At 34.6% G+C, this 19,599-nt stretch carries 18 protein-coding genes and 1 tRNA gene; 10 read left to right on the forward strand and 9 right to left on the reverse strand.

The features are described from left to right. Nucleotides 1–9 precede the first annotated feature (9 nt). Genes AAGD59_RS01680 through ruvC form a run of 4 tightly spaced genes read left to right on the forward strand, consistent with a single transcriptional unit; the run spans nt 10 to nt 2,761 of the window. Nucleotides 10–693 (forward strand): TenA family protein, encoded by a 684-nt coding sequence (locus AAGD59_RS01680; protein ID WP_341812940.1) that lies wholly within the window; start codon nt 10–12, stop codon nt 691–693. Between the two features lie 44 nt (nt 694–737). Further along, entirely contained in the window at nt 738–1,397 is a 660-nt protein-coding gene (locus AAGD59_RS01685) for a TenA family protein (protein ID WP_265027927.1), read from the forward strand. A gap of 47 nt (nt 1,398–1,444) precedes the next feature. Continuing rightward, nucleotides 1,445–2,272 carry a cytochrome c oxidase subunit 3 gene (locus AAGD59_RS01690; RefSeq protein ID WP_006279354.1) on the forward strand — a complete coding sequence of 276 codons (828 nt, stop codon included), beginning with the start codon at nt 1,445–1,447 and terminating at the stop codon, nt 2,270–2,272. Continuing rightward, on the forward strand, nt 2,273–2,761 hold the full coding sequence (gene ruvC / locus AAGD59_RS01695; RefSeq protein ID WP_015588791.1) for a crossover junction endodeoxyribonuclease RuvC: 489 nt from the start codon (nt 2,273–2,275) through the stop codon (nt 2,759–2,761). It begins immediately after the preceding gene. Nucleotides 2,762–2,805: 44 nt separating this feature from the next. Here ruvC and ruvX read toward each other — a convergent pair whose 3' ends face one another. Then, nucleotides 2,806–3,273: a Holliday junction resolvase RuvX gene (gene ruvX, locus AAGD59_RS01700; RefSeq protein WP_010082183.1), complete on the reverse strand. Its 468-nt coding sequence runs from the start codon at nt 3,271–3,273 to the stop codon at nt 2,806–2,808. 1,518 nt (nt 3,274–4,791) lie between these two features. Here ruvX and gatB point away from each other — a divergent pair. From gatB to AAGD59_RS01725, 5 genes are all read left to right on the forward strand, one after another. Further along, nucleotides 4,792–6,213 carry an Asp-tRNA(Asn)/Glu-tRNA(Gln) amidotransferase subunit GatB gene (gene gatB / locus AAGD59_RS01705; protein WP_015588792.1) on the forward strand — a complete coding sequence of 474 codons (1,422 nt, stop codon included), beginning with the start codon at nt 4,792–4,794 and terminating at the stop codon, nt 6,211–6,213. Between the two features lie 73 nt (nt 6,214–6,286). After that, nucleotides 6,287–7,420, forward strand: a complete 1,134-nt coding sequence (locus AAGD59_RS01710; protein ID WP_265027928.1) for an ATP-binding protein — start codon at nt 6,287–6,289, stop codon at nt 7,418–7,420. A gap of 154 nt (nt 7,421–7,574) precedes the next feature. Further along, nucleotides 7,575–8,921, forward strand: a complete 1,347-nt coding sequence (locus tag AAGD59_RS01715; protein WP_341812900.1) for an IS110 family transposase — start codon at nt 7,575–7,577, stop codon at nt 8,919–8,921. 155 nt (nt 8,922–9,076) lie between these two features. Next, nucleotides 9,077–10,300: an ankyrin repeat domain-containing protein gene (locus AAGD59_RS01720; RefSeq protein ID WP_265027929.1), complete on the forward strand. Its 1,224-nt coding sequence runs from the start codon at nt 9,077–9,079 to the stop codon at nt 10,298–10,300. A gap of 9 nt (nt 10,301–10,309) precedes the next feature. After that, nucleotides 10,310–10,897, forward strand: coding sequence for an ankyrin repeat domain-containing protein (locus AAGD59_RS01725; RefSeq protein WP_265028055.1), 588 nt, complete (start codon nt 10,310–10,312; stop codon nt 10,895–10,897). Between the two features lie 32 nt (nt 10,898–10,929). On the opposite strand, the gene AAGD59_RS01730 is transcribed toward AAGD59_RS01725, so the two are convergent. The 6 genes from AAGD59_RS01730 to AAGD59_RS01755 all read right to left on the reverse strand — a co-directional run bounded on the left by AAGD59_RS01730 (nt 10,930) and on the right by AAGD59_RS01755 (nt 15,361). After that, nucleotides 10,930–11,349: a DedA family protein gene (locus AAGD59_RS01730; RefSeq protein ID WP_015588794.1), complete on the reverse strand. Its 420-nt coding sequence runs from the start codon at nt 11,347–11,349 to the stop codon at nt 10,930–10,932. A 6-nt stretch (nt 11,350–11,355) separates the two neighbouring features. Then, nucleotides 11,356–12,729, reverse strand: a complete 1,374-nt coding sequence (cysS, locus tag AAGD59_RS01735) for a cysteine--tRNA ligase (RefSeq protein ID WP_265027930.1) — start codon at nt 12,727–12,729, stop codon at nt 11,356–11,358. Continuing rightward, a complete protein-coding gene (locus AAGD59_RS01740; protein ID WP_015588796.1) occupies nt 12,722–13,378 on the reverse strand; it encodes an exopolysaccharide biosynthesis protein in 657 nt (218 codons plus the stop codon). Before AAGD59_RS01740 ends, cysS begins: the two co-directional genes overlap by 8 nt. 90 nt (nt 13,379–13,468) lie before the next feature. Then, the gene (locus tag AAGD59_RS01745) at nt 13,469–14,125 is read right to left on the reverse strand and encodes an exopolysaccharide biosynthesis protein (RefSeq protein ID WP_010962397.1); all 657 of its coding nucleotides are present in this window, start codon (nt 14,123–14,125) and stop codon (nt 13,469–13,471) included. A 166-nt stretch (nt 14,126–14,291) separates the two neighbouring features. Continuing rightward, nucleotides 14,292–14,459, reverse strand: coding sequence for a twin-arginine translocase TatA/TatE family subunit (locus AAGD59_RS01750; RefSeq protein WP_006013840.1), 168 nt, complete (start codon nt 14,457–14,459; stop codon nt 14,292–14,294). 128 nt (nt 14,460–14,587) lie between these two features. Continuing rightward, nucleotides 14,588–15,361 (reverse strand): ABC transporter ATP-binding protein, encoded by a 774-nt coding sequence (locus AAGD59_RS01755; protein WP_141456795.1) that lies wholly within the window; start codon nt 15,359–15,361, stop codon nt 14,588–14,590. Between the two features lie 147 nt (nt 15,362–15,508). Here AAGD59_RS01755 and AAGD59_RS01760 point away from each other — a divergent pair. Continuing rightward, nucleotides 15,509–15,585: transfer RNA gene (locus AAGD59_RS01760), tRNA-Arg, on the forward strand. Between the two features lie 94 nt (nt 15,586–15,679). Here the strand turns inward: AAGD59_RS01760 and uvrC are convergent. Then, the gene (gene uvrC, locus AAGD59_RS01765; RefSeq protein ID WP_174516859.1) at nt 15,680–17,497 is read right to left on the reverse strand and encodes an excinuclease ABC subunit UvrC; all 1,818 of its coding nucleotides are present in this window, start codon (nt 17,495–17,497) and stop codon (nt 15,680–15,682) included. Continuing rightward, nucleotides 17,481–19,598 carry a glycine--tRNA ligase subunit beta gene (glyS, locus tag AAGD59_RS01770; protein WP_015588799.1) on the reverse strand — a complete coding sequence of 706 codons (2,118 nt, stop codon included), beginning with the start codon at nt 19,596–19,598 and terminating at the stop codon, nt 17,481–17,483. The genes uvrC and glyS overlap by 17 nt, the downstream gene beginning before the upstream one ends. Nucleotide 19,599: the final 1 nt, after the last annotated feature.

Below are 19,599 nucleotides of genomic sequence, written 5' to 3' on the forward strand. Positions count from 1 at the left end.
GCTTATAAAGTGTATAACGAAATAGAAGGAGAACTGTACAACGTAATTGTAAAAGAGTTTTCTGATCTTATTGATAAAATAAAAGAACACCCTTTTAATGTTGAATTGATAAATAATACATTAGATTATGAAAAATTCAAATTCTACCTTCAGCAGGATTTTCTGTATTGTATAGATTGCGCTCGTGCTTTTTTAATTGTTGCAGCTAGAGTTGATGATATTGAAATGATGAGTAGTTTAATCAATTTGGCACAAGGAGCATTTTATGTTCGAGAACAGTATAAAAAATATTTTGAAGATTGTGATCTATCTGATGATCACAAAAAGTCAAGAGCTTGTTCTGCCTTTACTGACTTTTTCATGAGTGCCGCATATCACAATTCTGTTAATGAAGCTTTAGTAGCATCTTATTCTTGCTTTAACATATACCAAATCGTTATACGCCATATGGTAAATGAGATAACAACTAAGGGGGTTAAAAATAACAAATACAAAGAGTGGATCAACATTTATAGTAGCGAAACAGTAAATGCTGTAATTGATGAGGTTACTGATATTACAAATAAGCTATATAAAAAAGCTAGTGACTGTGAAAAAAAGAGGATGTATGAGTTTTTTAAGAAAGGGCTGGAATTAGAAATGATGTTTTGGGATGAGGCATATTACTCTAATATATCTAGCAAAGAATATTAGCAGCGGATTATTTACGTTAACTTGATCTTTTATCGATAACTACAGTGTTCAGTGGCATAATTAGGAGCTGTTACGGGTCAAATCTTTTAAAGGATATAATTGAGCATCCTTTTAATGTTGAGTTAGCGAATAACACCCTAAATATAGAGAACTTCAAATTCTATGCTCAACAAAAGACGTTGTTCTTAGGTGATTATATTCGTACCACCTTAATTACTGCATCCAAAATGGAAGATTATAGTAGTATTATCTCGCTTGCTGAAGTAGCCCAAAGAGTAGTGACTGTTAATAGAATGTTATATGACTACTACTTTACTATGTACGGTATAAGTTGCGAAAAGAAATCTCTTGAGTGTTTTAATTTCACTAATTTTCTTTTATCCATCTCGCATAGTAATACCTATGAGGCTATGACGGTTTTGTATTCTTGCATGTTTATATACGAGACTGTCGTTGATAGCATGAAAAATAGATTCAAGAAAAATAATAGATATAGGGATTGGTTTAATTTTTGTTACAGTGATTCAGTAAAGTCTGGATGCATTATTTTGGAAAATATTGTTGATGGATATTGCAGCAGAGCAAGAGAAAACGAAAAGAGCAGAATGCTTGAGTTGTTTAGAATAACTGCACAATTTGTGTTAGATTTTTTGAACGGTGCATATAATTTTTCAAGATTCAATCAATTTCCTAAGGAACATTGACAATTTTAAGCTAATTTGTATCCTTAATAAGTATTTTTTAAAATGCTATGAAAAGTAAAGAACATGATTTTCATTTAGTGGATCCAAGCCCTTGGCCAATTGCTGTATCAGCAGCAATTCTTATTCTTGCACTTGGATTAGTTGGCGCGCTTCATAAACAAATTGTCGGAATGTTTTGTTTAGTTTTGGGAATCTCCGCAGTATCAGGGGTGCTGTTTTATTGGTGGAGAGATGTAATAAGGGAGGCCATTTATGACAAATGTCACACTGCCATTGTAAAACATGGACTCAAATTTGCAATGTACTTGTTTATTCTCTCGGAGGTCGTATTTTTTATAGTGTTCTTTTGTTCATTCTTTAAAGCCTGGCTTGATCCAGTTTTTTTATTTGAGGCGTTTTCTCCTGCAAAAAAAGTTGAATGGCCCCCTGAGGGAATTTTGCCACCTGATCCGTGGTCACTACCATTCATGAATACATTAATATTATTGCTTTCTGGTACAACAATTACTTGGGCAAATCACTCTTTACTTAAAAATGATAAAAAGAGCATGATTAAAATGCTGTCCATAACTATATTGCTTGGAGTTTTTTTTATAATAGTGCAAGCAATAGAGTATCATGAAGCGAGTTTTTCTCTACAAGAAACAGGAGAAAAGCTTATTTATACATCCAATTTTTACATGATTACCGGTTTTCACTGCGCACACGTTATAATAGGAATAATATTTTTATCAGTGTGTTTATTTAGAGCACGGAAAGGCCAATTTACACTTCAGGACCATTTGTGCTTTGAGTTTGCCTCCTGGTATTGGCACTTTGTAGATGTAGTCTGGATATTTTTATTTTTGTTTGTCTATTGGTTAAGCGTTTATTAAGTGGTTAAAATAATAGGTCTAGATCCAGGAATAAGCAAGACTGGGTGGGCCATTATCAGCCTGAACGAAAAAAATAATATTGAATTTTTGGGCGGCGGTACCATATCAACTGATGGTAAATTGGGTACAGGTGAACGCCTACATACAATTTTTGAACAATTAAAGAAAGTAATTTCCCTATACTCTCCGAATGAAGCTGCGGTGGAGAAAATTTTTGTTAATAAAAATCCTAAATCTTCACTAACTTTAGGATATGCAAGAGGGGTTGTAATTTTAGCGTTAAAAATAACAAAGCTAACTATGAATGAATATGATGCAAACTATGTAAAAAAAAGCATTACCGGAAATGGCCATGCTGATAAGGATCAGATGATATTTATGGTGAAGCAAATAGTTAAAAATTTGAGTATAAAATGCCACCATGCTGCTGACGCTCTTGCTGTAGCAATTTGTCATGCTTATACGAAAGGTTCTTGTTTTGTTGAGTAACTTTTATATGGGATTCAGTTTGAAGATTTCCAGATCTGGAAAAACTATTTGATTGTATTTATCTTGTCTAACGTTCGTTGCAAAATAATACATGCGGAGATTTTATCATCTATTTTTTTCGATTTTGTGATTGATATTCCAGTAATTTTTAGTGTATGAGTTGCGATAGATGTTGAGAAGCTTTCGTCTTGTAAGTATATATTTACTTTATATTTTTTTATTATTTTATTTGCGAATTGGATTATAGTTTTACACCATTTAGTTTCTTGCTCGTCCATTTTTAATGGTAGTCCTATTACCATTGATCCAGATTCATTTTCTTTGAATATTCTATGCAGATAACCTAAATCTTTGCTCATATTTTTTCTGTGATATATGCTATGAGCTGTGGCTATGAGCTGTGTTTTATCGCTAAATGCTATGCCTATTTGCTTTTCTCCCATGTCAAGGCACATTATGCGCTTATCTTTTGGAATAGACTTTAGAAACTCATCTGGATTTCTATGTAGCATCTATTAGACTTCCTTTAAAGTGACCTTACCAAAAAAGTGGAGAGAAAGTTAAGAAAATTTTTTACAAAAAGAATAATGAATCAAATTGCTCAGGAATGCAATAGACTTCTTGCATAACCCAAACTAAGTAGAAAAAAGGTATCATCTAAGTAGCTGACACTGGTTTCCATCCAAAAGGGCAGTGCCCCTATGATGTCATTCCAGTGCTTGACACTGGAATCCAGACTTTAATTGTTATACTTGTAAATAAGTCTGGTGAGAATAGACGTTCATCTCAAAATGCAGTATTTTTGTTGAAATAGCTCAACTGGATTCCAGCGTCACGCGCTGGAATGACACCTTTGTGTTTGCATAGCTGTACGAACATTGTGATTTGAGAGCAATCTCCACAAGGGAGGATGTCATTCCAGTGCCCAGACACTGGAATCCAGGAAAAAGAATGGTGTCATCCAAGTAGCTGACACTGGGATGGCTTTGTTGCATCGCTACTTATGAAAGGCTAACTATAATTAGGATTATAAGCAACCTATTGAAAATCTTGTTTTTTTGCAATCAATCTGATCAAATTTAAGAATAGTAATTTATTATTTATATTAATAAATTTAATTCTATTGAAAATAGCTAAAGCATTGAAATTCTTGAATTTTAGCCGGATTAGTGAGTGGTAGTGAAATTTCTTTTACTCAAATTTAGGTATTCACTGACCGTTCTTGTTATAAATACCAGAATAATAAGCTACTGATATTCTCCACCTTTTTTATCTTTAATCCATCATAGCTAGCGATGCAACAAAGCCCACTGGGATCCAGAAGACTTAATTTCAACCAAATAATAAAGGCTGGATCCCAGTGCTTGGCACTGGAATGACAGCAATCCTACGTCATACCGCAATTCATTCGCGGTATCTCGGCCGCTAACAAGTAGCGGGATGACGGTTATCGTTTAGCTACAAACATTAAGAAATTTACCAAACGAAAAAAAAGGCAAAAGAAGCCCCGTGGTTGGCTAATTACTTACATTATACTTTCAAGTATGGCGTTTTTTTATTCTAAACACTTAATAACCGCGATTCAGTTGCTTTTAAACCGCAACTAATCTAAATTATAAACGTTAAGAAATTTACTAAACAGAAAAAAAGGCAAAAGAAACCCTAGGGTAGCTAGTTATTCACTATCCATTTTTTAAGTTGGCGTTTTTTTATGTTTTAAACGCTTTATAAGCGCGTTTCAGCTTATGTAGGTAGAAGTTTTATAAAGACATAAGGTGCACATAGTGCAAAAAATTAAACATGAGACGCCAGATACGTGAGTTTTTTTGTCATTTAATCTGTACAGAGAAGATAAATAAATAGCTTCAATTTTATGATAAGAGGGCTGGCGAAGCTTGTCAAGTAATCTTTTGCATTTAACCCGTTTCTATGGGTAAAACAATCTGCATACCACTTAGCTAACATGAGTTTTGTTTTGACTTTTTGTGCTAATTTTGCAGAATATTAAGATTATCATTTAAATAAAATACATGACGAAAGAGGATTGGGAAGCGGTAATTGGGCTTGAGGTACACGCTCAAGTTTCTTCTAATACGAAGCTATTTTCTAGCTCATCAACGGAATTTGGTGCTGAGCATAACACTCAAGTTTCTCTAGTTGATGCGGCAATGCCAGGTACGCTGCCAATACTAAATTATTACTGCATAGAGCAAGCAATACGCACTGGTCTTGCACTTTCTGCAGAAATTAATAAGTATTCTTACTTTGATCGGAAAAATTATTTTTATCCTGATTTACCACAAGGTTACCAGATAACTCAGTTTTTTGAGCCAATAGTTAAAAACGGTAGAGTATTTATCAACGACAATGAAAAAGAAATAAGAATTGCGAGAATTCATTTAGAGCAAGATGCAGGAAAGAGCGTTCATGAGGAAAGCAGAACTTATGTAGATTTAAATCGTGCAGGGGTTGCTTTAATGGAAATTGTTTCAGAACCAGATCTCCGTTCATCTGCAGAAGCTGCAGAATGCATGAAAAGATTGAGGCAGATTTTGCGTTACATTGGTTCGTGTGATGGTGATATGGAAAAGGGATCACTTCGTTGTGATGCAAATGTTTCTGTTCGCCTAAAAGGCAGTAGTACATTTGGCACTCGTTGTGAAATAAAAAATCTGAACTCGATACGTTATATTGTGCAAGCTATAGACTATGAAATACAAAGACAAATTGAAATTTTAGAAAGTGGAGAAGAAATAAGTCAAGATACCTTATTGTTTGATGTCGCTTTGGGAAAAACAAAAGTGATGCGAAACAAAGAAGATGCAAGCGACTATAGATACTTCCCTGAGCCTGATTTATTACCTGTTGAGGTAAGCCAGGATAAAATCGATTCTATTAAATCATCTTTACCTGAGTTGCCAGAGCAGAAAAAGCAGCGATACATTGAAAAATTAGGTATCAACGAATACGATGCAAACGTCATTACTTCCGATAAGGCGATTGCTGATTACTTTGAGGAATTGATAAAAAAACATGATTCAAAGCTCGCGGTCACCTGGTTAACTGTAGAGCTTTTCGGTCGTTTAAATAAAGCAAATATTGATATTGTGAGCTCCCCAATCAAAGCAAATGCTTTGTCCGAACTCTTAGATTTTATCGTTGATGGAACAATCTCTGCTAAACTTGGTAAACAAGTTTTTGATATTATGTTTGAAACTGGCAAACCTGCATCTCTCATCATAGAAGAGCAGGACCTAAAGCAAATAACCGATAGAGGTCAAATATCAGAAGTTATCGACACAATCATCAATAGCAACCAAGATAAAGTTCAAGAATACAAAAGCGGTAAAACAAAATTATATGGTTTCTTTGTTGGTGAAGTCATGAAATTCACCAAGGGAAAAGCCAGCCCTGATGTTGTGAATTCAATTTTGAGTGAGAGATTAGAGTGAGGTGCCTGTAAGATTATCCTGCTTGGCGGTTAAGCGCACCTTTCATGGTATTATGTATCAAGCGAGATGGCTAATGCTGTTTCCTAAACATGCAGTAGATAGAGAGTATTCTTTCCGCCTATTCACAGAGAAAAAATCAGCTAAGGATTTTGATGATATTGTTCTTCGGTATGAACAAGATGGGAAAATAGTACATAGATTCATACAAGTCAAGCACAGGCAGGGTAGGCACAAAAAGATCAGCATAGGTGACTTATTAACACCGGGAAAGGATGGTGCGTTTGGCTTAATAAAATATCTCATTGCTTATTTAAAGATCAAAAGTAGTGGAGAGTTTGAGGGTGAAATAGAGGATTTTGTCATTATTACAAATGATGATTTTGATTCCGCGGATTCGACATCGCATCCAGTAAGAAAGCTGAGAATGATGCCGAGTGGGAAGAATAAAGGAAAGGAAATTTCAGTCATAAGAATAGACACACAAGATGAGTTTCTGGATGTAGGTGATGGTGTAAGATATAAATTTGATAATAGTATTATCTCATATTTGCAGGAAAATAAGGATTTTGTAAAGCGTGAGGTAGGTAGAGAAGTCAGCAATAAAGAAATAGAAGACTTTTTAAATAAATTAGTATTTGCAGTCAATTTGCCAAGCGGAACTGAACTTAGTGAAATTATTAAGAGTGAATTGGGCAAGGAATTCAGCAATACTGATGCAAAGCACTTTTACAGCCGTTACCAGGAAGAAGTGCTGATTTTGCTGGAGAAAGAAGAAGAGGAGTTTCTATCATATGAGAAAGCAAAAGCTCTTCTTGAAGAAATAAGAGAGGAAATTTTAGGAGCGGTTTGGTTTGATGTAAGAGGTCCAGTCAGACTATTTACAGGAAGAGATGAGGATTTGGGAATGCTACATGATTCGCTACAACGCAATCCCAAAGGTGCTGTAATTTCATACATAACGTCTATTAGTGGTCCTGGGGGGATGGGAAAAAGCCAGTTAGCTAGAAAATATGCTTGTAAATATAGAAGATATTATGACGACAATGTTATATGGATAGACGCTGAAAACTTTGAAGCTATGAAAGATTCTTTCTTAAGGTTAGCATCGGACAGATATAAAACCTGTCAAACCAGAAAGAAACTCCTATTTTCTACTTTTTTGAATATAATTTTACGGAGAAGCGCTTCTGCAGTTATAGCCGAATAGGCAATGGTGCCTTAGTGCCCGTAGGTTAGCATGGTTTTGGAAGGAACGATCAAACCACTGATGGAGTCTTTGAGACTACCTCGATTAGAAGAGCGTATAATTCAACCGTTCCAAGCTGAAGTGCTTTTCAACTATTATATGATGGAGGTTAGAAATGGCAAAAACAAAAAGTAAATTAGAGGTAATGAACCCTGATGCGGCAGGAATAGATATTGGTTCATCTGTGCATTATGTATGTGTACCAGAAGGAAGAGATAAACAGAATATACAAAAATTCTGCTGCTTCACAGAAGATCTTTATAACTTAGCAAAGTGGTTAAAGAGGTGCAAAGTTACTACAATAGCCATGGAATCAACAGGAGTGTATTGGATCCCTTTGTTTCAAGTACTTGAATCATATGGATTTGAAGTAAAATTAGTAAACGCAAAATATGTTAAGAATGTGCCTGGAAGAAAATCTGATGTTCAGGATTGCCAGTGGTTACAACAACTGCATAGCTATGGACTGCTTCAAGGGTCATTTAGACCAGATAATCAAATTTGTGTATTACGCAGCTACACTAGACAAAGAGATAACCTAATAAAAAGTGCAGCAGCACACATTCAACGTATGCAAAAAGCGTTAATTCAAATGAACATTCAATTGCATAAGGTGATAAGCGATATAACAGGAGTTACTGGCATACAAATTATTAAAGCAATACTTGAAGGTGAAAGAAATCCAGAAAAATTAGCTGAATTAAGAGATGGACGAATAAAAAATGATAAATCTACCATTGCAAAAGCATTAGCAGGAGACTATAGAGAGGAACACCTGTTTACACTAAAACAAGAGTTTGAGCTATACAATATTTATCAGGAAAAAATAGCAGAATGTGATAGAAGTATTGAAGGATATTATAAAACATTTGAGACAAAGTCAGGTGGGAACAAGCTATGTAATAAAATAAAGCGTAAGTCTACAAAACATGGGCCAAACTTTGCTATACACGAAGAACTGCATAGAATTACAGGTAGGGATTTCACAAAAGTTCCAGGACTTGATGTAGTAACCATACAAACAATAATTTCAGAAACTGGCATAAACCCTAATAGATGGCGGACAGAAAAACACTTTTCATCGTGGTTAGGGCTCAGCCCTGCCAATAAAATTACAGGAGAAAAAGTGTTTAGCACAAGAACGCGTAAAGTCATTAATCGTGCTGCAAATGCATTTCGAATAGCTGCTCACTGTGTATCAAGAAGCAACAGCGGAATAGGTGCGTACTGTAGAAGAATAAAGAGACGACTAGGTGCACCAAAAGCAATCACGGCTACCGCAAGAAAACTAGCATGCATTTTTTATAGTATGCTAAAGTATGGGCAAGAGTATGTTGAAAAAGGAATGAACTATTATGAAACACGTTACAAAGAGAGAGTTAAAAAAAACTTGATCAAAAAAGCACAGGAATTTGGCTACATCTTAGTTCAAAAAGATGAACTGGTTGAGGGAGTTTCTTAGAAGCTAGAAATAGATTAGGTATTTCTCCCAAAGATAAGTATGGAAACGACAAAACGATAGAAACTATTGTTAGAGAAGTATATGCTTTCTTCGCAAGAAGGAGGAGCCTGTTCATTTTCGATAACGTTCAAGAGTACAAAAAGATAAGTAAATTTTTGCCATTTTCTTTATCTCCTGATCTTAACAAGCCTCATATTTTGATTACCTCGCATGATCAGGAACTGGAAAAGGGAATAGACGTTATAAAGCTAGGAGAATTGGAACAAAGAGACGCTATAGAGTTTGTTAAAAAAGGATTTAATATACTAAAAAAAGATAAATCGCAAGATCGGGAGATAGAAAATTTGGTAAGAAGGTTGCAATGCTTTCCTTTAGCTATACAACAAGCAATATCATATATCGAAGATCAGAGAATAATAGAGAAGTTTAAAATTAGTGATTACCTAAAAGAGTATGAAAAGAAAGCTAAGAAGTTGCTTAAGTCTAAAATATTTCAAGGAATTGATAATAACTATACTAAAACAACTTTTACAGCTTGGGAAGTTACGATGGATAAAGTAAGAAGTGATGAACAATATGGACCATTAGCTTCAGAGATTTTAGATGTTTTGGCTTATTTTGCACCTGATAAAATCGCTAGAGAAATATTCTTAAATTCGGTAAGTGATTATAAGAAAAAGCAGTTAAAGCTAGCCATCCGTTTACTTGTGAGATATTCCATGGTGGGCGGTGAACAAAACCAAAGTGTATTAAATGTCCATAGGTTAGTACAGGAAGTAACAAGATTAAAATTACAAGAGAACCGACAAGAAGAGAAAACCCTCAGAAAGGCTCTAGAATTGATAAACAGTGGTGATTTAGCGAAAGATAGTAAAATTCATGTTGCATCTATTTGGGGATATGCAAGTAAACACGGTAGGTTGATTGATGACTTTTACAAAGATACTAATTTACATTTGCTTGTTGAAAATGATGATTATAAAGCGATTAAAAACTTATTAGCATATATAAAGAAAAAACATCAAGATAAGCTTAGTGAGATTGTTAATGCTAAAGATGGGTGTGATATTGCTCCATTGCATTTAGCTGCTGGAAATGGGAAATTGGACATAGTAAAATACCTGATCAATAAAGGTGCTAGTATTGATGTTAGGGACTGTTTTTACCAAACGCCATTATACTGGGCTGCTAAGAGTGGAGAGTTAGACATGGTAAAATATCTTGTAAATAAAGGCGCTAGTGTTGATATTGAAGATAGTTATGGCTGGACTGCGTTATACTGGGCTGTTGAGAATGAAAATTTTTATATAGCAGAATACCTTATAAAAGAAAAAGGTATTGATGTTAGTGCTAGGTACAGCAATGGCAAAACTATGTGACATGAGGCTATTAGGTTTGCGAAACTGGATGCGGTGAGGTACCTAATTGGTAAAGGAATTGATATTGATATCAAAGACGGATATGGCGGTACTCCATTGCATTGGGCTGCTATCAGAGGAAAGATTGATATGGTAAGATATTTTATAGAGCAAGGTGCTGACGTTAATGCTAAAGATAATGATGATCTAACGTCGTTACACTGGGCAGTTTTATACGCGAACTTGAAGGTAGTAAGATGTCTTGTTGAAGATGGTAGTGATGTTGATGCTAAAGACAAACGTGGCTGGACACCATTGCACTTGATTGCCAAGAATAACCGTCTATTATGGGGGGATGATTTGAATGAAATGTTGGGAACAACAGAATACTTCATTCAAAAAGGTGCTGATGTTAACGCTAAGGATAAAGACGGCAACACACCACTACACCTCGCTGCTATGAATGGAAAGATTGATGTAGCAAAAGTACTACTAAAACACAACGCCGATGTTAACGCTAAAAATAATGAAGGAAGAACAGCATTACATTATGCCACTGATTTCAATCATAGGGACCTTGTGGAGTTACTTTTAGCTCATGGTGCATCCATCCTATGACTTGGGCTTTAATGGCTGTAGTACTATAGCTGTTATACGCCAAAAGTAAGTATTAGATATAACAAATAGAGGAAATTAGATAGAATGATTAAAGGGGCAAGGATATAAAGGTTTAACTTAAAATAACCTGATAAAATTTGAATCACACTTCCAAGTGCCGGCACCCATGAAAGTAATGTAACTGCACAAATCAGTAGATTTTTTACGATTTTTGGTGTTTTATGCTCGTTCTCTAGTTTGCGGTATGATTTTCGTATAGAGATTGTTATTCTACCTAAATACCAGTTAACTATTCCACCAAGGCTTGATCCTAGTACTCCAAAAAATAACATAAGTAGTGGAGTGTAATACGACCTGAAATAAAGCATGGTATTGAACACAAAACCTTGATGTATGGGTAAAACTAACGACGATACTAGACTATCTGTGAATAACAGGAAGTAGTTTTCCATATGAGTTTACCAGGTTGTTGTACCATCTTCATTGTCAGAAATTGTAATCCCCATTTGTTTCAACTGGTCCCTTATTTTGTCTGCAGTATTATAATCTTTATTTTGTTTTGCTGCTCTTCTTAAATCTATCAATCTTTCTATTTCTTGATGACTCACACCAGCAGTAAACCACTCTTGATAACTTGACTCAAGAAGACCAATAAATCTGGCGCTCTTAACAAAACTCTCAGTTAATTTAAGCTTTTCACTTTCATTACTCATTTTGTTAATTTTTGCAGCCATTTCATGTAATATAGCTAGAGCTTCAGGAATGTTTAAGTCGTTTTTTAAAGCGTCTATAAAATCTTTAGAAATCTCTGCGTTACTTTCATCAATACTTATTGTATCTAAACCACGTAATAACCGATTAAATTTATTTAAGGTTTCCTGTGCATCAGAAATAACGTTTTCTGTCCAATCAAGTGGTTTTCTGTAGTGAGTTTTGAGCAGTGCATAGCGTATTACTTCACCCTTTATTCCACTATCTAGCAAATCTCTTACTTTGACTATATTAAATAAGGACTTGCTCATTTTCTCTTCATTTACTGTAAGAAAGCCGTTATGTATCCAGTATTTTGCAAACATTGATCCAGCAAATGCAGACTTACTCTGTGCAATTTCATTTTCATGGTGAGGAAATTGTAAATCTATGCCGCCACCATGAATATCAAAATCTTTGCCAAGGTAAGCATATGACATTGCTGAGCATTCTATATGCCATCCAGGTCTGCCCTCTCCCCATGGGCTATTCCAATAACTTGAAAGTTTGTAGTCAATATCATTTGCAGGCTTCCACAGCACAAAATCTCCAGGGTGCTTTTTATTTTCATTAACTTCAACTCTGCTACCTGGAACCAATTCATCAGTTTTTTTTCCTGATAAAGCACCATATTCATGGTAAGATTCTATATTAAAATACACGTGTTTGTCAGATTCATAAGCGTGGCCTGATTGCAGCAAATGTTCAATTAATTTTATAATGTAATCTACGTTTTCCGTTGCTTTTGGTTCGTATGTTGGTTTTTTACAATTTATGCTTTCCATATCATCATGAAAAGCTTTAATGTAATATGTGGTTATACTTTCTATGTTGCTATTTTTTTCACTTGCTGCATTAATTATCTTATCATCAATGTCGGTTATGTTACGCACATAGGTAACTTTGCCATAACAAAACTTAAGTAGCTGAAATAACACATCATACACAACAACAGACCGTGCATTGCCTATATGTGCTGTGTCATATACTGTTGGTCCGCAAACATACATTTTCACATGATCTTTATCGATAGGTGTAAAAAGCTCCTTTTTTTTTGTTAAGGTGTTGTAAAGCCTAACCATATACGAAGCTTTTGAGAAAAGAAAATGCCCCAATGATAAGTTGTGGTCCTTTGACTACTACAACAAGAGTAAGCAATAACCCACACAATGATATTAGAACTCCCAATATGGATAGAAACCCATCTTTACTCATGATACCAAGCGAAATAAGAGTCGTACCAATTGCAGGAATGAAGTTAGTAAGAGGTAGTGGAAGAGCTATTGATAACGCACAAAGCAGCATTATAAAAGCTAAAATTTTTTCACCGGGCCCATAGAAAATAAAAGACATTCTTGGTCTCATGAACTTTTCTATTTTTTTTAATGCTGGAGAAGTTTTCTCTACCACAAAAGCTAGTGTTGAACGCTGAAAAGACCTTCTTTCCAACCAATGCGGCATCCAAGGAGAATCAAATCCAAATAGAAGCTGCAGTGAGAATAAGATTAAAGGTATAGAAAGAATAGTTGTATAACCAGGTGGAACCGGTATAGGCACCGATAGCGGCAAGGAGAAGATGATTATTAAAATACCAAAACCACGCTCATGCAAAGCTGTTTTAATGTCAAACAAAGTTACTTTATCGCTATCATTGTTATTGGTATCTGCAACTTCTTTTAGAATATCAGAAGCTAATTTATCACTTTTAGTCAACTTATCATTTTTTGACACGAAAAACCTTTGATAAAAATAATTCTTAACACAATTATTGTTTTATTTCAATATGCATTATTCATTTTGCGCTAGTAATTCGTTCTTTTGTTAAAGTGTTGTAAAGCTTTTAAGAAGAGAAAGTGCTCCGGTTATAAGTTGTGGTCCTTTGACTATTACAACAAGAGTAAGCAACAACGCGCACAACGATACTAAAACTCCCAATATGGATAGAAACCCGTCTTTACTCATAATGCTAAGTGAAATAAGAGTTGTGCCAATTGCAGGAAGGAAGTGAGTAAAAGGTAATGGAAGAGCTATTATTATTGCACAAAGCAACATCATAAAAGCCAGAATCTTCTCACCAGGCCCATAGAAAATGAAAGACAGTCTTGGCTTCATGAATTTTTCTATTTTTTCTAATACAGGGGAAGTTTTCTCTACCACAAGAGCTAGTGTTGAACGCTGAAAAGATCTTCTTTCTAGCCAACTGGGCATCCAAGGAGAATCAAATCCAAATAGAAGCTGCAGTGAGAATAAGATTAAAGGTATAGAAAGAATAGTTGTATAACCAGGTGGAACCGGTATAGGCACCGATAGCGGCAAGGAGAAGATGATTATTAAAATACCAAAACCGCGCTCATGCAAAGCTGTTTTAATGTCAAACAAAGTTACTTTATTGCTATCATTGTTATTGGTATCTGCAACCTCTTTTAGAATATCAGAAGCTAGTTTTTTATCTTTAGTTAGTTTCTCACTTTTTTGCACAATTATCTTTTAATAAAATATTCCTCCTAAGCTAACATAGTTGTTGCTGTATTTCAATATTTGTTATTTATTTCATACCAATACTTCATCTCTTTCATTCTTTAACCTGACTAAGTTTTTAAACAGATGACATGCACTAAGGTGCATGTCACGAAGTATGAGGACGCTAACGATCTGGTTCGTTAGACGATAATTTTTCTGAGTCCTTAAGCTCCTGTTTAAGGTTTTTGATGCCTTTTCCTAAATCACCCATAACTTGCGGTAATCTGCCTGCACCAAACAGAACTAAAATTATTATTAAGACTAGAAACAATTGCCATGGTCCTAAACTCATTTTCACCTCCATTTAAAATATTGACCTTTAAATATTAAAACTTGACTGAAGTCAAGTAACACATAGATTATATCACCTTTATTTAATTATAAATCAAGGTTTTTTAATTATTTTATAACAATTCCAGACTAGATTATTTTCTTGCAGCGAATAAGTGGAAACTTTTCGCTTAACTGTAGAGTAGAAGAGAGCTCACTAAAAAACTTTGCTAGCGTATCATCTTGAGGCCTATGGTATATATCGCTAGAAACTCCTGATTGAATAATTTTACCATTTTTCATTACGTAGATAAAATCTGCAACTTTCAATGCTTCTTGCGGGTCATGAGTTACCATTAGCACAGGGATATTTTTACTTCTAAAAAGGGACAATATATGTTGTCTTATTCGGCACTTGAGCAGTATATCTAAATTAGAAAATGGTTCATCTAACAACACAACATCAGGGTTTTGTGCCATCACTCTTGCTATTGCAACTAATTGTTGCTGTCCTCCAGATAAGGCGTTAGGGTACATATTTTCGTATTTTTCTATATTGAGTAACTTCAAAATTTCCAATGCAATTAGGTGCTTTTCTCTCTTGGAAGAGCTGCGGATAGCAAAGGTTATATTTTCTACTACTGTTTTGTGAGGAAATAATGCAGAATGCTGAAAAATCAATCCGATATTTCTATGCTCTATAGCGACTGATGCCTTATTACTTGCAACTAACCTATCATTTATAAAAATAGTTCCAGATTTTGGATTTTCTATCCCCGCAATTAATTTCAAAATTGTTGACTTGCCACAGCCAGAATGCCCCAATAAACATGCAACATTTCCTTTCTTTACTTTAATGTTTATATTGCTTAAAGCAAAGTCGTTTTGATTGTTATAGAAATAACCAATATTGTTAACTAGCATTAATCTTACTTAAACCATGTTATTAAATATAATAGCATTATACTCAAGAAGTACAGAAATGTTTTTTGTCGTCATAAATTGGTTATGCAAGAAATCTAGAAAAGAAAGGATTTTTTGCTATAACTTTACATGAATGGTAGGAAACACGGGACTATAGCTCAGCAGGATAGAGCGTTGGACTCCTAATCTGAAGGTCGTGCGTTCGAATCGCACTAGTCCCACCACATTAAATTTCATGGAGATTTTTTTTCACAAATACGCACACCTTTTTTTGCGGTTTTAAGATATAAATTCCCTAATAATAAAACGGGTTTTGTGTCATTCCAGTACTCCTCTCTTATAATTTACGTGTTTAAGAATGACTTCTGCTAAACCTTTACTAATTCCAGGTACGTTTTGAATTTCAGCCAGAGAAGCTTTGCTTATATTTTTCACTGAACCAAAATAAGACATCAACGCTTTTTTTCTTTTGTTGCCAATGCCGGGTATTTTGCTTAATTGTGAAACTATAAACTGTTTATCGCGTTTTTTTCTATGTGAAGTTATCGCAAAACGGTGGGCTTCATTACGCAGCGATTGTAAGTAAAGCATGACTTTGCTGTCATTTGCCAGACTGAATTCTTCCCTGCCCAGCATATAAAATCTTTCATTTCCTGCGTTACGATCAGGACCTTTTGCCATACAAGCAAAAGGAACGTTTATATTCAATACTTCCAGTACATTCTGTACTATGGAAACATGTCCTGGTCCACCATCAATCAGTAAAAAATCAGGTATTATGCCTTTTATATTGCCGGAGAAACGTCTGGTTAGCACTTCCCTCATCATTTTATAGTCATCGCCTGAAAATTTTTCCTTTATAGTAAATTTTCTGTACTCACTTTTTAAAAAACCCTCCTGCCCTGCAACAACCATTACACCAATTTGTTGGTTTCCAAATATATGGCTATTGTCATAAACCTCAATACGCTTTGGAATATTTGGTAACAAGAAGATTTTGCTAAGCTCCTCAAGCTTTTCTAGGTTATTTCTATAATCGATAAGCTTCTGCTCTAAGCTATGCTGAGAGTTATCATAAACAAATTTCAATAAATCACGCTCTTTTTTATTCTTTGCATGCAGAACTTTTACTGGCTTTTGAGCAACCTTATATAGTGCTTGTTCTATAATTTCCTTATCCACAATAGAATCTGGAACGTAAATTTGTATTGGAGGTATGTTAGCTGAATTATAAAAATTGACCAAAAAGGTGGATAAAATTTCATCATTTGAGTGATCACCACAGTTCTCGGCAAAGTAAGGAGTGCTGCCGTAGTTGTCTTTATTTCTGAACGATAACACACTAATACATGCTAGATCCTCTTCACGTACAATACTGAAGAAATCTGCATCTTTTTCAAAAGAAAAATCCGTGTGCTGTATTTGAATTTGCTCAAGAAACTTTACCCGATCTCTATATATAGCAGCAAGCTCATAGTTTTCTTCACTGCTGCACTTTCTCATTGTGAAAAGTAACTGTTCTTTCACTTCCTTATTTCTTCCAAGCAATGTATTTCGTGCCTGTTTTACTGATTGGCAGTAGTCGTCTTTTGTGATTTTGTTTATGCATGGTGCTGAGCAGCGCTTAATTTGATATTCAATACATGGTCTTTTTGTTGAGGAAAAGTATTGATCTGAACATACTCTTAGGAGAAAAGCTTTTTGCAATGACAATATAGTTTGCTTAACAGCAGCGGCAGATGTAAAGGGACCATAATAATGAAACTCATTTTTCTTAAATTTGCCTCTATATTTTGCTATTCTTGGATAATCGTGCTTGGAAATTGTTATATAAGGATAAAATTTTCCATCCTTGAGCACAATATTATAAAGTGGTTTCAATGATTTTATTAGCTGTGCTTCAAGAAGCAGTGCTTCGATTTCATTCTCAGTGATGAATATTTCAACCTTAATAACCTGTAAGAGCATAACTCTAATTCGTTCAGAAAGGTTTTCGAATTGAAGGTAGTCGGATAATCTCGACTTTAAGTTTTTTGCTTTTCCAACATATAAAACTTTATTCTTATCTCCAACCATCTTATACACGCCACAGGACTGTGGAGATGATTTGATTTGTTCTTTATATTGCCTGAGCATTTATCCATTGCTTAACCTGTATGAGGTTAAAATCTGCTACTAAATGAAAGATGGAAACTACATTTTCAAGCAAAGATAATCTGTTTCTCCTCAGTTTATCAGAATCACAGTTAATCTTTACACTGTCCATAAACTGATTGATAAACGGAGCAAAACCAGCAAGTTCATCAAGTGCTACATTAAAGTGGTTATTTTTTATCGCTTGTTTTATGTTTTTACAAGCAGTTATAGCACAATTTGATAGCGCAATTTCTTCACTTTCAATCAAAAACCTCTTACCGTAAGATGCACTATAAGTAGTGCCATCACTTTTTCTTACTTTGCTCATCATGTTACTGACTCTTTTGTAAGTGCTTAGAATCTGTTCACCTTCTGGCGTACTAAGATAACGATCCAATATAACAGTTTGCTTTTCTGCTGTCAGCAGATCATTAATATCGATTTTATATAGTATTGAATCTACGACATCTTGTCTTATATCTCTATTTTTTAAAATAACCTTGAATCTTTCTAAGCAGAATTTAAATACTAATTCTGAAATTTGTTTTCTATTTGGCTTATCAGCTGACGTTGTATTTTTATTAAATAGAAGTTTTGAATATAAAGATACTGACTTGTCTATCAATAGCCTAATTGGAACATGCAAATTATTTTCAAGTATTGTCCTAATTATACCAATTGTCATTCTCCGCAAACTAAATTGATCATACGAACCAGAGATTTTTTCACCTGCTGCAATTAAACCAACTAAGCTATCCACTTTGTCTGCAATTGACACAGCAATTGCTGAAGGGGATTTAGGGCATTCTTGCTCCGATCTGATTGGCTTATAGTGTTCAGTTATAGCTTCCACTATTTCTTTATCTTCTTGAAAATAAGAAGCATAATATCCACCCATTACTCCTTGTAATTCTGGAAACTCTCTTACTATCGATGTTGCCAAATCAGCTTTTGCCAAATATGCAGCGCGTTCAACTTTTATCAGCGAAGCATGTGGAATAAATATAGCTATATACTTTGACAGAGCCGTAATACGCTTTACCTTTTCTCCAACGCTGCCAAGAGAAGCATGAAATAATATCGAACCTAATTTTTTGACATAATAATCTAGATTTTCCTTTTTATCTTGAGATATTAAAAATTGGGCATCAGCAAGACGTGCTTCTAATATTCTTTCGTGCCCTTTAACAACTTCACCATTGTTGACGTTGACAACAGTGACAAAGTGTGAAATTCTCTTTCCATTACTTAAAGCAAGGTATTTTTGTTGTGTATTAACTATACTAAGTATTACTTCCTTCGGTAATCCAAATGACTTTTCTTGATTTACTTCACCAAACAGCACGATTGGCCACTCTATAAGCCCTGTCAATTCATTTAGTAAATAATCATTTTTCTCAAGTTGTAAATTCTGCTCTTTTGTGAATTTATTAATCTGATCTAGTATAAATTGCTTTCTTTTGTCCATTTGGAGAATTACACTGTTTTTTTCTAGCAATTCAAAATAGTCTTTAGGTGCTTTAACAGTTAACGCTGTACCACTTGAGAGAAATCGATGGCCATATGTTGTGTTAGATGCTGTGATCCCTGCAAAAGACACAGGTATTATTTCGTCATTTAAAATGCATAAAATGTTTTTAATTGGCCTAACCCACCTTTCTTTTCCTTTGCCCCATCTCATACTTTTTGGCCAAGAGAAATTTTTTAATATTTCTCCTAGTTGATTTTTAAGAAACTCTTGAATGTTAAATGAGCAGCTTTCTCTTTTAATGAAGTAAAAATCCTCATTATTTACTTTTCGAACGAGCAAATCTTCTTCATTTTTCTGATATTTTCTTAAAAAACCTTCGATAGCACTTTTTGGTGCGTTAATGTTTGGTCCCTTAACTTCGTTATTGGAATCCTTTAGCTCCAAAGCATTTATGTTGTCGACAAATAGGGTAATGCGACGTGCTGTTACAAAAACCTCCATTGATGTAAATTTTACATTATTTTTGTTAAAAACATTGGCAATACAGCTCTTAACTTGAGTTACAGCTACATTCTGCATTCTCGGTGGTATTTCTTCTGAAAGGCACTCAAATAACAACTGCAACGACATA

Source organism: Wolbachia endosymbiont (group A) of Cephus spinipes (assembly GCF_964026895.1).
GTDB classification, from domain to species: Bacteria; Pseudomonadota; Alphaproteobacteria; order Rickettsiales; family Anaplasmataceae; genus Wolbachia; species Wolbachia pipientis.